General features: G+C 53.8%; 13 protein-coding genes and 1 pseudogene. 8 read left to right on the top strand and 6 right to left on the bottom strand.

The features are described 5' to 3' along the window. Window positions 1-49 precede the first annotated feature (49 nt). Both ACR0L4_RS22170 and ACR0L4_RS22175 read left to right on the top strand, forming a co-directional pair. Window positions 50-1,476 (top strand): annotated as a pseudogene (locus ACR0L4_RS22170) (IS1182 family transposase). 311 nt (window positions 1,477-1,787) lie between these two features. Then, window positions 1,788-2,579: an inositol monophosphatase family protein gene (locus tag ACR0L4_RS22175; protein ID WP_480515220.1), complete on the top strand. Its 792-nt coding sequence runs from the start codon at window positions 1,788-1,790 to the stop codon at window positions 2,577-2,579. A 3-nt stretch (window positions 2,580-2,582) separates the two neighbouring features. Here ACR0L4_RS22175 and ACR0L4_RS22180 read toward each other — a convergent pair whose 3' ends face one another. From ACR0L4_RS22180 to ACR0L4_RS22205, 6 genes are read right to left on the bottom strand one after another with little or no spacing between them, the layout of a single operon-like run. Continuing rightward, complete coding sequence (locus tag ACR0L4_RS22180) at window positions 2,583-3,149, bottom strand: histidine phosphatase family protein (protein WP_480515222.1); 567 nt, start codon at window positions 3,147-3,149, stop codon at window positions 2,583-2,585. Then, window positions 3,150-4,220: an ABC transporter ATP-binding protein gene (locus tag ACR0L4_RS22185; protein ID WP_480515224.1), complete on the bottom strand. Its 1,071-nt coding sequence runs from the start codon at window positions 4,218-4,220 to the stop codon at window positions 3,150-3,152. Then, window positions 4,217-6,433 (bottom strand): ABC transporter permease, encoded by a 2,217-nt coding sequence (locus tag ACR0L4_RS22190; RefSeq protein WP_480515226.1) that lies wholly within the window; start codon window positions 6,431-6,433, stop codon window positions 4,217-4,219. Before ACR0L4_RS22190 ends, ACR0L4_RS22185 begins: the two co-directional genes overlap by 4 nt. Continuing rightward, on the bottom strand, window positions 6,434-7,459 hold the full coding sequence (locus ACR0L4_RS22195) for an ABC transporter substrate-binding protein (protein ID WP_480515228.1): 1,026 nt from the start codon (window positions 7,457-7,459) through the stop codon (window positions 6,434-6,436). It lies immediately after the preceding gene. A gap of 58 nt (window positions 7,460-7,517) precedes the next feature. Next, window positions 7,518-7,982: an NUDIX domain-containing protein gene (locus tag ACR0L4_RS22200; RefSeq protein ID WP_170754837.1), complete on the bottom strand. Its 465-nt coding sequence runs from the start codon at window positions 7,980-7,982 to the stop codon at window positions 7,518-7,520. Continuing rightward, window positions 7,979-9,640 (bottom strand): Na/Pi cotransporter family protein, encoded by a 1,662-nt coding sequence (locus tag ACR0L4_RS22205; protein ID WP_480515231.1) that lies wholly within the window; start codon window positions 9,638-9,640, stop codon window positions 7,979-7,981. The genes ACR0L4_RS22200 and ACR0L4_RS22205 overlap by 4 nt, the downstream gene beginning before the upstream one ends. Before the next feature lie 166 nt (window positions 9,641-9,806). Here ACR0L4_RS22205 and ACR0L4_RS22210 point away from each other — a divergent pair, with 166 nt between their 5' ends. From ACR0L4_RS22210 to ACR0L4_RS22235, 6 genes are read left to right on the top strand one after another with little or no spacing between them, the layout of a single operon-like run. Further along, a complete protein-coding gene (locus ACR0L4_RS22210; RefSeq protein ID WP_480515233.1) occupies window positions 9,807-10,622 on the top strand; it encodes a DeoR/GlpR family DNA-binding transcription regulator in 816 nt (271 codons plus the stop codon). Window positions 10,623-10,674: 52 nt separating this feature from the next. Then, on the top strand, window positions 10,675-11,649 hold the full coding sequence (gene phnD, locus ACR0L4_RS22215; protein ID WP_170754831.1) for a phosphate/phosphite/phosphonate ABC transporter substrate-binding protein: 975 nt from the start codon (window positions 10,675-10,677) through the stop codon (window positions 11,647-11,649). Window positions 11,650-11,709: 60 nt separating this feature from the next. After that, complete coding sequence (gene phnC, locus ACR0L4_RS22220; RefSeq protein WP_170754829.1) at window positions 11,710-12,504, top strand: phosphonate ABC transporter ATP-binding protein; 795 nt, start codon at window positions 11,710-11,712, stop codon at window positions 12,502-12,504. Next, window positions 12,501-13,316, top strand: a complete 816-nt coding sequence (phnE, locus tag ACR0L4_RS22225) for a phosphonate ABC transporter, permease protein PhnE (RefSeq protein WP_170754827.1) — start codon at window positions 12,501-12,503, stop codon at window positions 13,314-13,316. Before phnC ends, phnE (ACR0L4_RS22225) begins: the two co-directional genes overlap by 4 nt. Continuing rightward, the gene (gene phnE, locus ACR0L4_RS22230) at window positions 13,316-14,131 is read left to right on the top strand and encodes a phosphonate ABC transporter, permease protein PhnE (protein WP_170754825.1); all 816 of its coding nucleotides are present in this window, start codon (window positions 13,316-13,318) and stop codon (window positions 14,129-14,131) included. The genes phnE (ACR0L4_RS22225) and phnE (ACR0L4_RS22230) overlap by 1 nt, the downstream gene beginning before the upstream one ends. Next, window positions 14,128-15,033: an HAD-IIA family hydrolase gene (locus tag ACR0L4_RS22235; protein ID WP_480515236.1), complete on the top strand. Its 906-nt coding sequence runs from the start codon at window positions 14,128-14,130 to the stop codon at window positions 15,031-15,033. Before phnE (ACR0L4_RS22230) ends, ACR0L4_RS22235 begins: the two co-directional genes overlap by 4 nt. Window positions 15,034-15,361 lie beyond the last annotated feature (328 nt).

The raw sequence follows: 15,361 nt of genomic DNA on the forward strand, positions 1-15,361 counted from the left end.
TCATTCCAGAAATCTGGTATTGTTTTTGCAGGCAGTGCGGAGGCATTCCATGGGGCGATTTATCGAAAACATTGATCGATATCAGGCGATGCTGCTGCCTGAATGCCTAGACGACTATGTTGACGAAGACAGCCCCGTGCTTGCGATTGATGCATTGATCGACATGCTCGATTTGTCGAATATGGGTTTCCAAACAGCATCTGCTGCAACCGGTCGCACAGGTCATCATCCCGGGTTGATGTTGCGCATTTATGTCTATGGCTATCTGAACGAGGTCCAGTCGTCGCGTCGATTGGAACGGGAATGCGGCCGCAATTTGGAGCTCATCTGGCTGACGCGCCGTTTGAAACCTGACTTCAAAACGATTGCAGATTTCCGCAAAGAGAATGGCCCAGCAATCCGTAATGTCTGCCGGCAGTTTGTTGCACTATGCCGTGACATCTATCTTTTATATAGCAACTTGGTCGCCATCGACGGCAGCAGGTTTAAGGCAGTGAATGCCAAGGCCAAAAACTACACGCGGGGCAAGCTGCGCCAAAAGCTCAGTGAAATTGATGCCGCCATTGAGCGGTACATCGGTGAACTGGACCGGCGGATGAGGTGTTTGAGCAAACCGGCGGTGTAACACCCGAAGCGCGAATGGAGAGCGCCTTGCGCAAAGTAGAGCATCTCCAGAAGGGAGCAGCGCGCTATTATTCGGTTGAAAAACGCGTGAATGAAACGGGTGAAACGCAGGTCTCGCTCAGTGACCCAGATGCCCGATCCATGGCAACCACGCCGCGCATGCCGCGCGTTGTTGGATACAACGTACAAACGGCCGTAGACGCTGAGAACCATCTGAACGTTGCGCATGAAGTGGCCATGCACGGCTATGATCGCGACGCCCTGTCGATGATGACAATCGCTACACGTGATGCGATGGGCAAAAACCAGCTCGAAGCCGTTGCAGATAAGGGCTACTTCAAGAGCGAAGAAGCGGGCATCTCGGTCGTGGTGCCTAAGCCGCAGACCTCAAATGCCCGTGCGCGTGGTCACTTCGACAAGGCGGACTTTGCCTATGATGCTGAAACAGACACTTACATCTGCCCGACTCAGGAACGGCTCACGTATCGCTTCACCGGGCCGCAGGACGGTATGGCTATCAGGGTTTATTGGGCTGATGGGTGTGAAAGTTGCGTCATCAAAGACAAATGCACCAAAAGCCAACAACGTCGCATCCGGCAGTGGGAACATGAAGATGTCTTGGAACGCGCTCAGGAACGGCTGGACAAAGACGCCACCCAACTGGCGGTGCGCAGCATGACTGTTGAGCACCCCTACGGCACGACTAAGTCATGGATGGGAGCCACGCACTTCAAGATGCGACGATTGAAGAACGTTGCCACCGAAGTGGTCCTGCATGTTCTCGCCTACAACATGACCTGCGTGATGAAGATCGTCGGTATCCCGACCCTGATTGCGGCGATGAGGGCTTAAACAGCGGCAGACTGGCCAGACAACACCATCTCAGCACGGTCAGATTGGCTCAGAAACGCCATGCTACCCAAATCTGAAGGATCAACCGTAAAAAACTGCGCCCAAAAACAAACGCACCTGAGTCTGCGCAATCACAACCAGTTTCCACACAGCCTCCGGACAAAGCCGCCATCCGCATTTATACTCCTAAGGGCTGCAGTCAGCCCACAACTGCGAGCGGAAGTTAGCGAACTATTGACTTGGGAGCCGGCCGCGTACGACATCGTTGACACTACACTCTACATTTTTGAAAAGAAGAGAAGGCACCACCTATGCTTCGACTTTTGGAACGCAGAAATTTCGCCGTAGAAGTCTGCGAGGAGGCCGGGGTTGTTGCCAAAAAGTATTTTGAGGATCGGGGTAACCTTGTCGTTGACCAAAAAGGCGCTCAGGATTGGGTTAGCGAGGCGGACAGGAGCGTCGAAACTTTCATTCGTCAAAGGATCGCAGAGGTATGGCCCGAAGATGGGGTTTTTGGTGAAGAGCACGGCGCGGCGGTAGGGCAGAGCGGCTTTGACTGGGTAATTGATCCCATTGATGGGACAACGAATTTCGTGAACGGCATACCAGCATGGACCATCGTTTTGGCCGGTGTCACACAAGGAGAAACGGTGATCGGCGTGATCTGCGATCCGAATATGGACGAGACCTTTGTCGCGACACGCGGAGAAGGAGCGACTTTGAATGGTTCACCGATGCAAGTCGCCTCTGGAGTAGCGCTGAAGGATGGCACGGTCGCCGTGGGGTATTCCAACCGGATTGAAACACGTCATGTTCTGCCCGTTGTCGCGGACCTGATGGCGAAAGGGGCAATGTTTCACAGAAACGCCAGTGGGGCGCTGTCATTGGCCTATGTGGCGGCCGGGCGTCTTCTGGGATACGTGGAAGAACACATGAACGCCTGGGATTGTCTGGCTGGGCAATTGCTGGTCTCTGAAGCAGGTGGCGTTGTTGAGGATCAGAACTCTGATGCGATGATCCGAAACGGCGGGCGTGTCATCGTGGGTACTCCTGATGTGTTCGAGACCTTGCTTGAAATCAGTGAAAACGCTTGGAGCTCTTAAGGTCTATGTCAGCGAGATCCAACCAGAATAAGGATTGAGTGTCGCCAAATCTGCCTGCCAGAAATGGCCTTGCGCGGGTTGGTCAAACTTGCGGTCAATTGAGCGATCCGAACAAGCGCACCAGAACAATGTGCCGACCGCGCCGTGTGTCACAATTGCAAGATCCCCGGCGTCATGTATCTGGATGATCTCGGTAACGGTCCGATGAATGCGTATCTGAGCCTCTGCCGCGGTTTCCCAACCACGATAGCTGATTTCTGGGTGAGCGAAAAAAGCATCCGCTGCGACCTCAAAATCCTCCCGAGGCAAATACCCGGTTGCGGTGCGGTCATTCTCACCAAGGCCCAAGTGGGTATTTACGGTCAGACTTCGAGGTGCGGCTAGTATCTCGCCTGTTTCGCGGGCCTTTCGTTCGTCACTGGTCCAAATCCGCGTTACACTCGACATGACTTCACTCGATGCAAACTCAGCCGCGCGTTTGCAGCCTACCTCGCTCAGCCCCCAATCTGTGATCGCGATGCTCGGATCGATAGAGACTTCGGGATGTGTTATGATCAAAATGTTCGGCATTTAACCGGGCAATAGCACCGGCCCCTTGTCTGCAAAACCCATCCTGATATCGGTGCCGGGTTCAAGCGGCGCATCGACATCATCGTGGACGGCAAAAACCTGACCAAATTCACCTGTCAGCGTGTATTCCATCCGCACGCCAACATAGGTCGCTTTGGCCACTGTAGCTGGTATGCCCTGATCGGACCCGATTACCAGACGTGAAGGTCGCACGGCGATAGTTGCGGGCCCTTTGGACAAACCTCGGCGTGGCAGCGTGTGGCGGTAGCCTTCGATTTCGATGGTTGCGATATCGCCTTCTGTATCCACGATTTGGCAGCTCAGAAGATTTGCCTCACCTATGAAATCAGCGACAAACCGGTCATTTGGGGCATCGTAAAGCTCGCGTGGTGTACCCATCTGAGCGATCGCGGCGTTGCGCATAACGACAATTTCATCCGAGACGGCCAGTGCCTCCTCCTGATCGTGGGTGACGTAAACAACGGTTAGGCCAAGGTCTTGCTGGATCGCCCGAATATCCTCACGCACCTGACGACGAAGTTTGGCATCGAGATTGGACAACGGCTCGTCGAACAGCAAGACTTGCGGCTCGAGAACCAGCGCGCGCGCGACAGCGACGCGTTGTTGTTGGCCCCCTGACAGTTCAGAGGGAAGGCGGTTGTCGAAGCCCTGAAGGCCTACCAGCTCCAATCCATACAGGGCACGGCTGTGGGCTTCGTCCTTTGCAAAGCCCGAGAATGTGAGGCCATACATTACGTTCTCGAGCACGGTCATATGCGGGAACAGCGCATAGGACTGAAACACCATGGATACATCGCGGTCAGTGGCTGGAAGATTGGTCACGTCCCGATCCCCAATCAGGATCTTGCCCGAGCTTGCCATTTCCAACCCGGCAATCATGCGCAACGTTGTTGTTTTTCCGCAGCCTGACGGACCAAGCAGAGTAACAAGTTTTCCCGCCTCAACGTGCAGGTTAATGTTGTCGACGGCAACGACATCCTTGCCGAACACTTTCGACACGTTCTCAAAGCGCACCGGGGCGGCCTTGGAACCGATTTTGGCGTCGGTCATCGCGATGTCTCCGTTCCGTGTTGCGTGCGCCGGCCAATCTGAACCCGGCCGACAAGCAGTTGCAATAATCCGACCGCCGCGAGCATCACGAAGATCAGTGTCGTCGAATAGGCGATCGCAAGACCATAATCGTTATTCTCGACCCGACCGATGATGTAGCTGGTCGCCATGTCATACTCTGCACTGACCAGAAAGATGACGGCCGAGATCGCCGTCATCGCGCGAACGAAGCTATATACAAGGGCGGCAAGGATGGCGGGACGCAGCAGTGGTAGAATAATCATCCGGAAGGTCTGCCACGAGTTTGCACCAAGGGTCAGCGAGGATTCATCTAGGCTTCGATCCAGCTGCGACATACTCGCGATGCCCGCGCGAACGCCAACCGGCATATTGCGGAAGATGAAGCTGACAACAAGGATGACACCGGTGCCGGTGATTTCGATTGGCGGGACGTTGAAGGCCAGAATGTAGCTAACGCCGATCACGGTACCCGGGATCGCGAAGGATAACATGGTGCCGAATTCAAAGGCGTTCTTGCCTGCGAAGCTCTGCCTCGTCAAAAGATAGGCTGTTACCAATCCAACTGCGGCAGTTAACGGCGCTGCAATGGCCGCGATAGTGATGGTGGTCCAGAAACTGTCCCAAGCAGCTCCGGTCCAGCGTATGCCCTGTTCTTCAAAGCGGATGGAGAACGCGGTTATGTAGTGCTTGATTGTAAGCGAGTTATCGACCCCCCACAACTCCACCACACTGCCGTAGATGATCATCGCATAGACGACAATTGTGAACAGTGCCCACCCCAGAGCAATGAGCAATACGGGAAACGAAAGGCCGGTCGGCATTAGCGGATGCACCCCGGCATCCCCTTTGCCGGTGACTGTTGTGTAGCTCTTCTTTCCCAGCCAGACGCGTTGCGCGTAAAAGGCGGAAAGAGTGAAGAACAGCAGTACCATGGCCAGAACCGCCGCCCGGCCTTGATCGTATTGAGCGCCAACGATGGCAAAGAATATCTCGGTCGAAAGCACGTCGAAATTCCCGCCCAGTACAAGCGGGTTGCCGAAGTCAGCCATGCTTTCGATGAAGCCCAGAAGAAATGCATTCGCAAGACCAGGCCGCATCAGGGGCAAGGAAACCGTCTTGAATGTCTGCCATCTGCTGGCCCGGAGCGTCTGGGCCGCTTCTTCCATCGACGGAGAGACGCCTTCAACCACTCCGATCAGAACAAGAAACGCAATTGGCGTGAACGCGAGTGTCTGCGCGATCAGGATGCCCGGCATTCCGTAAAGCCAGCGTGTCGGCTGCGTGCCGAAAAGTTCGGCAAAGAACCGGGTGACAGAGCCGGACAAGCCAAAAAGCAATATGAGTGCCAACCCGATCACAAAGGGCGGAGTGATAATTGGCAGAACGGTCAATGCACGCAGCGCACGTTTATATCGAAAGCCCGAACGCGTTACGACCAGTGCAAAGCACAGCCCAAGGACCGTTGTAATGACGCCAACGAGGATGGCTAGGAACAGTGAATTCCAGGCGGCACCGCAGCGCGCACCCCGAAAACAGCCCAAACCCCACAGTCGATCATCGAAAAACTTCGAGAAGAATACCGCGATAGAATAGGCGCCATCTTCGGTGACGAAGGCAGCGAAAAGCATCTTGGCAATCGGGAAAAAGACAAACGCGGTGACAATTGTAATCACGCCGCCAATAGCACTGACGACGAAAACGTCGCCATTAATTGCGCCCTTTGCCGCGATGCCTTGAGTGAGCAGGAACAGAAAGCTTGATGCGCAGATCATTGCGCCATAGCCCATTCCAAACTGACGGTCGCCAAGCTCACCAAACAACGCTTCTAGCCAATCGAAGTTGAAGCCTCTGATACCAATGCTAAACCCTTGAGCGATTAGCCAGCCGAAGCCGAGCGCACCCGACAGGATCAGAATGCGAGCGTAGAGCGGGTCAGACTTGGCGCGCCTTAGCACAAGTAGCGGAAGGGCCAGAGCGATCAGGAGTGGAGCAAGCCAGAGTTTTTCGCCTTGCCCGATCAGAAATACAGCCGGCGCATAGTCCTCGTCGAACGGGTAGCCGTCCACCAGCCACTCGAACGACCACAGGCCACCGTCGACCATGTACCAAGGCAACAGGCAGAACCCGACCCACCCGGCGAGGATCCAGAAGAACAGGACCGGATGGGTCGTTTTTGAAGTCTGGTCGGTCATTTACTGAGGTAGCGTCGAGACCTCTTCGTCCCATTTCTGCAAAAGACGCTTCCGTTCGTCTGACGAACCGTACTTCTTGAAGTCATAGTCAATCAGCTTAATCTGGCTCATGTCAGGCGCGCTTTCCGAAGTTTCCGCGCCTTTGTTCGATGGCACCTGAAACGCGTTGACCTGAAGGGCAAGGTTCTGAGCTTCTGGAGACAGCGCCCAGTCATAGAACTTCTTGGCTTCTTCTTCGTTGCGGGCTCCGTCAATAATCGACATTGAACCGATTTCGTAGCCGGTACCTTCGCATGGCGCGACGACCTTGATCGGGAACCCCGAAACGGCCTGCTTTACGGCATCATGCATGAAGACGATACCGATGGTGTTCTCACCGCGACCAGCGGCTTTGATCGGCGCCGAGCCCGACTTGGTGTATTGGTTGATGTTTGAATGCAGACCTTTCATGAATTCAAAGCCTTCATCCTCACCAAAGATCTGAACCATTGAGGCCAGCGTAGTATAGGCTGTACCTGACGAGTTCGGGTTTGCCATCTGAACGTGGCCCTTGTATTCGGGCTTCAACAGGTCTTTCCAGCAAGCAGGCTCAGGCAGGTTGTTTGCCGCCACAAGATCGGCATTGTAACCATACCCCAGCGCGCCGGAATAAATGCCGATCGTCTTGTTGTCAGCGCTTTCGGCCTGGGAAATTGCCCAATCGTGCAACTGATCGCGCATTGGCGACACGTACTCCATTGTCAGACCTTCTTCAGCAGCCTGCAAATGGGGATCACCCGTTCCGCCCCACCAGACGTCTCCTTTCGGGTTCGAACTTTCAGCGCGGATTTGCGCAAAGGTTTCGCCAGACGACTTTCGGGTCATGTTGACATCAATTCCGGTCGCATCTTCAAAGCTGCGTGCCATGAGCTGGCACCAATCTTCTTGCGCTGAACAATAGAGTGTCAGCTTGTCAGCTTGCGCCGCAGACAAAGTTGCCGCAAACGCAATAAGTGACCCCAGTGCGGTGGTTGCCAATTTCTTCATTATCTTTCCTCCCTTAGGCTCCAACACGCCGGTTATCCCGGTTCTTCTATGCCCGTCCTCATGCAGCTTTCAGCAGTTCCTCTATCGCTTCCAGTTTTTCCGAGTTGACTGAAAGGTCCTCCAGAAATTGCGACAGCTCTTTCTCTTCAACAAGTTTTGCCGCTTTCGCGGGCGAAAACCAGTGGCGTTTGCGTTCACTGCTTTCTTTCCAGCGGCGTTTCAATTTCACAACGATCATGGGGTAAAGTGTCACCCGGCAGTGAACGTCATTTTTGTGCTCATAACGTTTGAAGTAATGAAAATGTCCAATTGGACGGTTCGAAATTGATCCAACTGCACCAGCCTCTTCCAAAGCTTCGATTTCGGCCGCGTGCCAAGGCTTCTTGCCGTCCATTAACCAGCCTTTGGGGAAGACCCACCGTCCTCGATCACGCGAGGTGACCATGAGAACGCAAAGCTTGTCGGCCTTGTTCCAACGCAATGGGAGCGCCGCGATTTGTTCGGCAATTTCCTTTTTACTCATGCCGCACCACCAATTCTCCGGGGTCGGGCAAGACGGCTTTCCAGAAGATCTCCGGTTTCTTGGGCGATGGGATAAGCGATATAGGTTAGTGCAGCGTTGATTTGTTTAAGAAGACGCAGGGTTTCCTGATGAATGTTTGAGGTCTCAATGCTGACCGTAGCCCCTTGCTGCAGGCGTTTGAGGTGACGTTCCTGCAGCCTGTGTTCTTCAATCCGAATTCGGTCTTTTTCCGCTACGAGCTGACGAGCTGCTTCGGCGTCTCCTGTGGTCAAAACACTGAGCGCCAATTGGCCGTTGGTGACGATCCGGTCATGAAAATGCGCGATATCAGCAAGTCCCTGATCCGAAAATGTGAGCACCTCGACAGACATCTTTTTCGCCAGTGACACCAGGTTCACGGCGATCCTGTCTGCGGCCTCTTCCAGACTGTTCGCAATGGCCACGATTTCCAATGTCTTCTTCTCTTGAGACGGCAGTATTGCGGTTTCCCGCAATCGCGACACGTAAATCTTGAGTTCGAAGTGCATCCTGTCGATTTCATCTTCCCGCCGCTCGATCTTGCGCGCAATTTCCGGGTCCCAGGTGCGAAACAAATTCATGACGGGAACAAGAATGGCTTGAACCGTCTCGGACATACGCAGCAGTTCCCGTTGTGCGCAGGCCAGCGCTAGTGGGGGATGATCAAGTGCCGCGGGATCAAGTGGGCTAACAGAATCGGTTTCGCTGTCTGGATGCCGGGGTACAGTATGCTCTGCTATCCGCGTTAGCGCCCCGACAAGCGGAAGAGCGACAATCAAGAGCAACACGTTAAGTGCAATGTGAAGCGCGACGGCTAGCTGACCGGCGCTGAGACCAATAAGTTGAAAGGGAATAAGGCCCATGATCAATAGCGACAGAGCCACCAGTGTAAGGCTACCCCGCGCGACAAGGTTCCCAAGAACGACCAGGCGGGCAGGTCGTTCGCCCGACCACAACAGCGCAAACGGAATGATCGCGCCACCCAAATTTGCCCCAAACACCAAAGCAGCGGCCACCGGGACGGCGACTAGACCGGTCGCGGCAAAAGTCGCGAAGGTCAAAACAGCTGCTAGGCTGGAATGCATGGCCCAAGCCAAAAGCGCGCCAAGTACATAAGCACTGATTAGATCACCCTGAAAATATGCTGCGATTGATTGGATGATCGCATTGTCACCGATGGGTGCTGTGGCATTTCGGATCATGCCAAGGGAGATCAAGACAAGCGCGAAACCTATCATGATGCGGCCGACCTGCTTTGCCTTGCGACTGCGCGCTTTAAAAAAGATCGCAACTCCAAAAAGCATGGCAAAGGGAACCAAAGCCTGCACGGGCAACAGAAGCAGCATCGCCATTGTCGCTGAGCCGAGATCGGCTCCAATTAGCAGTGCCAGTGCCGTATGAGGGGCAAGCATGCCTGAAACCGCAAATCCGGCTCCTATGAGTGCCACCGCCGTTGAGCTTTGCAGAAACATCGCGGCAACGCCCCCACCCGCAGCTGCGGAGACCGTGTTGTCGGATAGGTTCTTCAAGGCGCGCTTTAGTTCAGGCATAAATGCGCGCTCAACCCCCGTTCGGACTAGCTGAACGGACCACAAAAGCAGCGCGACCGCCGCCGCTAGATGCCCGGCAATCAATATCATCTGCTCGTCTTCCTGTGTTTTTCAGTTCGGTGCAATTTCAATCTGCGCCTTGTAATTTTTGATATTCATGGAATTCTCACAGTGAAACGTGGGTTATGCAACAAATATTATTGCCAAACGCCCGAAACGCCACAAAAGTGTACTTGAAGCCGAGTCAGGTCGTTGCATGTCCAAAGCTAAAACGCGCAGCAAAAAAACGGAAAGAGGTCAGGATCGGGTTAAAAAATCCGACCGTCGTCGCGAGATATTGTTGGAATTGAAACTCCGGCCTCACGTGCGGATCAGCGAGTTGGCTCAGCGGTTCAACGTGTCAACAGAAACTGTGCGCAGAGACTTCGATGCCCTGTCTGTCGATGGATTGATTGCGCGTGCGCACGGTGGTGCGTCTGCCCCGATGCAAGGACACTACCCAAGTCTCGATGAGCGCACAGGCGCTCGAATGGAAGAGCGCGAGAGGATAGGTGTACGCGCGGCTGCTCTCATACAGGAAGGCGAGTCGGTAATGATCGACTCTGGTTCGACCACCATCGAAATGGCGCGTGCTCTTGCCTATCGAGGGATCCATTGCACGGTCATTACAAACTCGATTCCGGTAGCCATGACCCTAGGCCACGGTGCTGCCGAGGTACTGCTTTGTCCAGGGGAATATCTTGCGGCGGAGTCCGCAACCATTGGAACGGAAACACTGGCGTTTCTGTCTGGTTTTAGTGTCGATCGCTGCATGATTGGCTCGTCCGGGATTTCCGAAGAGGGACCTTCAGAAACGATACGCAGTTTTGCGGCGATCAAACGCATGATGCTGTCTCGGGCCGCGGCAAAACATCTTCTGATCGATTCAGACAAATTCGGCCGCAAGGGACTGGCCCATGTGGGTGATTTTGAAGGGTTGGATTCCATTGTTACCGACACAAAACCAAAAGGAGAGCTGCAGAACGCAATATTCAGTGCCAAGGTCGAGATCCTTGTCGCTGAACGACCTTAAGGAAGAACGATAGTTATTGGCTGGAGAGGCCGTACATGATTGGGAGGAAGACATGAAGATCGATATCAAACTACTGGTTGGAGCATCCGCTATTGCGCTGTTGTCGCTCGGCGGGCCCTCTTCGGCGCAAGATTGTCCGCGCGGTGATCTGGACGAGCGGTTCTGCGACGCGGACGGGGATCTGATCGCAGACATTCCCACAGATCCCTCGGATCAGATTGATCCTGACACATTGATTTTTGCCTATACACCGGTTGAAGATCCTGCGGTTTACAAAACGGCGTGGTCAGATTTTCTTGACCATCTAAAGGCAGAAACCGGCAAAGACGTGGTCTTTTTCCCAGTTCAGAACAACGCCGCGCAGATTGAAGCGATGCGTTCCGGGCGTCTGCATATTGCTGGGTTCAACACCGGCTCAAACCCTTTGGCAGTGAACTGTGCTGGCTTCCGGCCCTTCACGATCATGGCCTCAAAAGACGGAAATTTTGGCTATGAGATGGAAATCATAACCTATCCAGGCTCAGGCATAGAAAAGGTTGAGGACATCAAGGGAAAGCAACTGGCTTTTACATCGCCCACTTCCAACTCGGGGTTCAAAGCGCCGTCGGCTATTCTGAAGAGCGACTTTGATCTTCTGCCCGAACGCGATTTCGAACCTGTCTACTCTGGTAAGCACGACAACTCGATCCTGGGTGTTGCTAACAAGGATTACCTGGCGGCCTCAATCGCGAACTCGGTGAAGTCGCGGATGATCTCACGCGATGTGATCAACGAAGACGATGTCATTACAATCTACAAGTCGCAAACCTTTCCAACCACCGGGTTCGGAACAGTCTACAATCTGACACCCGAACTACAGGAGAAGATCCGCAACGCTTTCTTCAACTTCAACTGGGACGGCACCACCCTTGAAGCTGAGTTTTCGAAATCGAACGAAGGCCAGTTCCTTGAGATGACTTATCAGGAATTCTGGGACGTCATTCGAAAGATCGACGCAGCAAACGGCGTCTCCTACGCCTGCCAATAACCTATAAGTAACTCGGCGGGCCCGATGGGGCCCGCTGTTCAACCTTATCTGGGGCATTTTATGCTGCGTCTTCAAAAGCTCACGAAAACATACAAGACCGGTGATCAGGCATTAAAGACCATCGATCTTGAAGTTCCAAAAGGACAGGTTCTTGCGTTGATCGGGCCTTCAGGCGCGGGCAAGTCGACCATGATCCGTTGCATCAACCGCTTGGTTGAACCTTCAAGCGGCGGTGTCCTTTTAGATGAGGTTGACTTGACCAAGCTCGGATCGGGCGCGCTACGGAAAGCACGCCGCGAGATGGGAATGATCTTTCAGGAATATGCGTTGGTCGAACGACTAACGGTGATGGAAAATGTGCTGTCAGGACGGCTGGGATACGTGGGATTCTGGCGCAGCTTCCTAAGACGGTATCCGCAATCGGATGTGGATGAGGCCTTCCGCCTGCTGGATCGGGTCGGGTTATTACACATGGCTGACAAGCGGGCGGATGAGCTGTCCGGGGGTCAACGCCAAAGGGTCGGCATCTGTCGCGCATTGATTCAAAACCCGAAACTCTTACTGGTTGATGAGCCAACCGCCTCGCTGGATCCAAAAACCAGCCGTCAAATCATGCGCCTCATCACAGAATTATGTCAGGAGCGCGGGTTGGCGGCCATTATCAATATTCATGACGTGGCACTCGCCCAAATGTTTGTTCCGCGCGTCGTTGGCCTCCGCTTTGGTGAAATAGTGTATGACGGCCTTCCAACAGGACTTACTCCAGAGAAACTGACCGAGATCTATGGGGAAGAAGATTGGGAAGCGACAATTGAAAAAGTCGACGAAGAAGAAGATGTCGAGGCTGCAGAATGAGCCATCGAGAACTAGACGACATGCTCGGAAAAGGCTGGCGCAAACCTGCCTTTGTAAAAAACCCTTTGCTCCGCTGGATATTGTTCCTTGGCTTTTTCGCCTACCTGATCGCCGCCTTTGTGACCATCGAAGTTGATTGGGGCCGTGTCTATGAAGGGCTGGATCGAGGGTGGGCTTTTGTACTTGCGTTCACCAGCCCAGACTTCATGTCACGGTGGTCAGATATTTGGAGCGGCCTTCTGGAAAGTATCGTGATGACCGTGGCCGCGTCGGTCGTGGGAATCCTGATTTCAATCCCTATTGGTCTGGGGGCTGCACGCAATATCGCGCCATTGCCAATCTACATGATTTGCAGGGGCATTGTCGCGATAAGCCGGGCGTTGCAAGAGATTATCGTTGCCATTTTGCTTGTGGCTATCTTCGGCTTTGGTCCGCTGGCCGGATTTCTGACGCTGTCCTTCGCCACCATCGGCTTTCTGTCCAAACTTCTGGCCGAAGATATCGAAGCCATGGACAAGGTTCAGGCCGAGGCGATCAAGGCCTCAGGCGCGCGTTGGCCACAATGGATCAACTACGGCGTCCAGCCGCAGGTTATGCCGCGACTTGTGGGGCTTTCAATGTACCGGATCGACATCAACTTTCGGGAAAGCGCAATTCTCGGGCTCGTTGGGGCCGGCGGTATTGGAGCGACACTGAACACCGCATTCGATCGCTATGAATACGATACAGCGGCAGCCATTCTTATCCTCATCATCGGGATCGTCATGGCGCTTGAGTACCTTTCCGGAATTATCCGAGCGAGGGTTCAGTAATGCCGGTACTTGAACGCGATGATGTCCAGATCTGGCGGCGTCGAACGACGGGTCAGAGTCTGGTTAGATGGTTCGGCTGGCTGCTGGGCGTAGCGGTCTTTGTGTACTGCTGGCAGTTGATCTCGGAATCGACGACATGGTTTTTCGTCTGGGACGCGCCCCGCATCGCCAATGATATCTGGACCCGTGCAACGCCACCGAAATGGGACTACATCACCCAGTTGGGTCGCCCGATTTGGGACACGCTAAACATCGCCACCTTGGGTACAATCATTGCCCTGTTCATGGCAGTGCCAGTTGCCTTTTTGGCGGCCCGCAACACCACGCCATCGGCTCTGTTCATCCGGCCGATTGCCCTGTTGATCATTGTCTCGACCCGCTCGATCAACTCGCTGATCTGGGCGCTTCTTCTGATTGCGATTATTGGTCCTGGCGTTTTTGCTGGTGTCATAGCAATCGCCATTCGTTCAATCGGGTTTTGCGCAAAGCTTCTTTACGAAGCGATAGAAGAAATTGATCACACGCAGGTTGAAGCAATTACGGCGACCGGTGCTTCCCGCTGGCAGGTTATGGCCTACGGGATCGTTCCGCAAATCCTGCCCGCTTTTGCGGGCATTGCCGTCTTCCGTTGGGATATCAACATCCGCGAGTCCACAGTGCTTGGGCTCGTAGGTGCTGGGGGTATCGGGTTGCAATTGTCAGCCTCGCTCAACGTCCTGGCGTGGCCACAAGTCAGCCTGATCCTAATTGTCATTCTCGTTGCAGTTATGATCAGTGAATGGGTCTCGGCGAAAGTGCGAGGGGCGATCATTTGACCGAGTTCTCAGCGCAAGAGGCTTTCAGTGCCTACGAGGCTGTACGCCATCGCCTTCCTGAAGACACAAAAACCAAAGTGAGCTATCGACACGCAGAGACGCTAGAAGACATATCTGATGAATTCGACGTGTTCCTTCTCGACGCATTCGGAGTTCTAAATATTGGTGATACGGCGATCCCGGAAACACCGGAACGGGTCCGGTCATTAAAGGACGCTGGTAAACGTATTCTGGTCGTGTCTAATGCTGCTGGGTTCCCGCATGCGGCGCTTTTAGATAAGTACACTAGGCTTGGTTATGATTTCACACCGCAGGACGTAATCACCAGCCGAGCCACTTTGCTATCTGAACTCATCGGCCAAAGTGAGTTGCATTGGGGGTTGATGGCGACACCAAGCGCAGGTCTTCGCGATTTGGAGGGGCTGACGCTGTCCTACCTAGAGGATGACCCGACGCCTTACCAAACCGTAGACGGGTTTCTGATGATCGGGTCAGCGGCTTGGACTGAAGCAAGACAATCCATGTTGGAGGCTGCCTTGATCGAGCGGCCCCGCCCGGTATTGGTGGGCAATCCTGATATTGTCGCTCCTCGCGAGTACGGATTTTCCAAAGAGCCCGGTCTCTTCGCGCACCGGTTGGCAGATCAAACAGGGATCGCTCCCCAGTTTTTTGGAAAGCCCTTCGGCAATATCTACGATCTTGCCTTCCAACGTCTTGGAAATATAAAAAAATCTCGAGTCCTAATGGTGGGCGACAGCCTGCACACCGACATTCTTGGCGCACGAAATGCCGGGATAGCTTCTGCGCTCATCTCAGGGTATGGATTTTTTGCGGGTCATAATGCTGAAGCAGCTATCAAGAAGGCGGGGATAGTTCCAAACTTTGTTTTGGACAGGCCATGAGTTTGGCGTTCTCTTTTCACAGAGGAGCTACTTTCCACTCGATTATCAGTTAAGTCCTTGAAACTATGGCCAACCTCTCGACCGACTTTGCGGATACAACAAATATCTTCTTTGACGGCCGTACCTCAGCTATAAGGCTAAGGTTCGAATGACAGCTAGGGGCCGAACGTCAAACTTTGCAAGGCCTGATTTCTGCGCGCAGCAGCCCTTCACGCCCTGAGCACCAATGTTAACTTTGGGCTTATTTCGTTGAAAAACTCTTGCTTGATCGTGAGGTAAGTCGCTGATTCAATTCTCCCCGAGGATGGGAGGACTGAGCGATGATGGG

The organism is Ruegeria sp. AB5, from assembly GCF_056542645.1.

Coding starts and splice junctions, on each gene's coding strand:
- phnE (WP_170754825.1), top strand. CDS start 13,316: ATGCCGGTACTTGAACGCGATGATGTCCAGATCTGGCGGCGTCGAACG.
- phnC (WP_170754829.1), top strand. CDS start 11,710: ATGCTGCGTCTTCAAAAGCTCACGAAAACATACAAGACCGGTGATCAG.
- phnE (WP_170754827.1), top strand. CDS start 12,501: ATGAGCCATCGAGAACTAGACGACATGCTCGGAAAAGGCTGGCGCAAA.
- phnD (WP_170754831.1), top strand. CDS start 10,675: ATGAAGATCGATATCAAACTACTGGTTGGAGCATCCGCTATTGCGCTG.
- ACR0L4_RS22175 (WP_480515220.1), top strand. CDS start 1,788: ATGCTTCGACTTTTGGAACGCAGAAATTTCGCCGTAGAAGTCTGCGAG.
- ACR0L4_RS22200 (WP_170754837.1), bottom strand. CDS start 7,982: ATGAGTAAAAAGGAAATTGCCGAACAAATCGCGGCGCTCCCATTGCGT.
- ACR0L4_RS22195 (WP_480515228.1), bottom strand. CDS start 7,459: ATGAAGAAATTGGCAACCACCGCACTGGGGTCACTTATTGCGTTTGCG.
- ACR0L4_RS22205 (WP_480515231.1), bottom strand. CDS start 9,640: ATGATATTGATTGCCGGGCATCTAGCGGCGGCGGTCGCGCTGCTTTTG.
- ACR0L4_RS22185 (WP_480515224.1), bottom strand. CDS start 4,220: ATGACCGACGCCAAAATCGGTTCCAAGGCCGCCCCGGTGCGCTTTGAG.
- ACR0L4_RS22180 (WP_480515222.1), bottom strand. CDS start 3,149: ATGCCGAACATTTTGATCATAACACATCCCGAAGTCTCTATCGATCCG.
- ACR0L4_RS22210 (WP_480515233.1), top strand. CDS start 9,807: ATGTCCAAAGCTAAAACGCGCAGCAAAAAAACGGAAAGAGGTCAGGAT.
- ACR0L4_RS22190 (WP_480515226.1), bottom strand. CDS start 6,433: ATGACCGACCAGACTTCAAAAACGACCCATCCGGTCCTGTTCTTCTGG.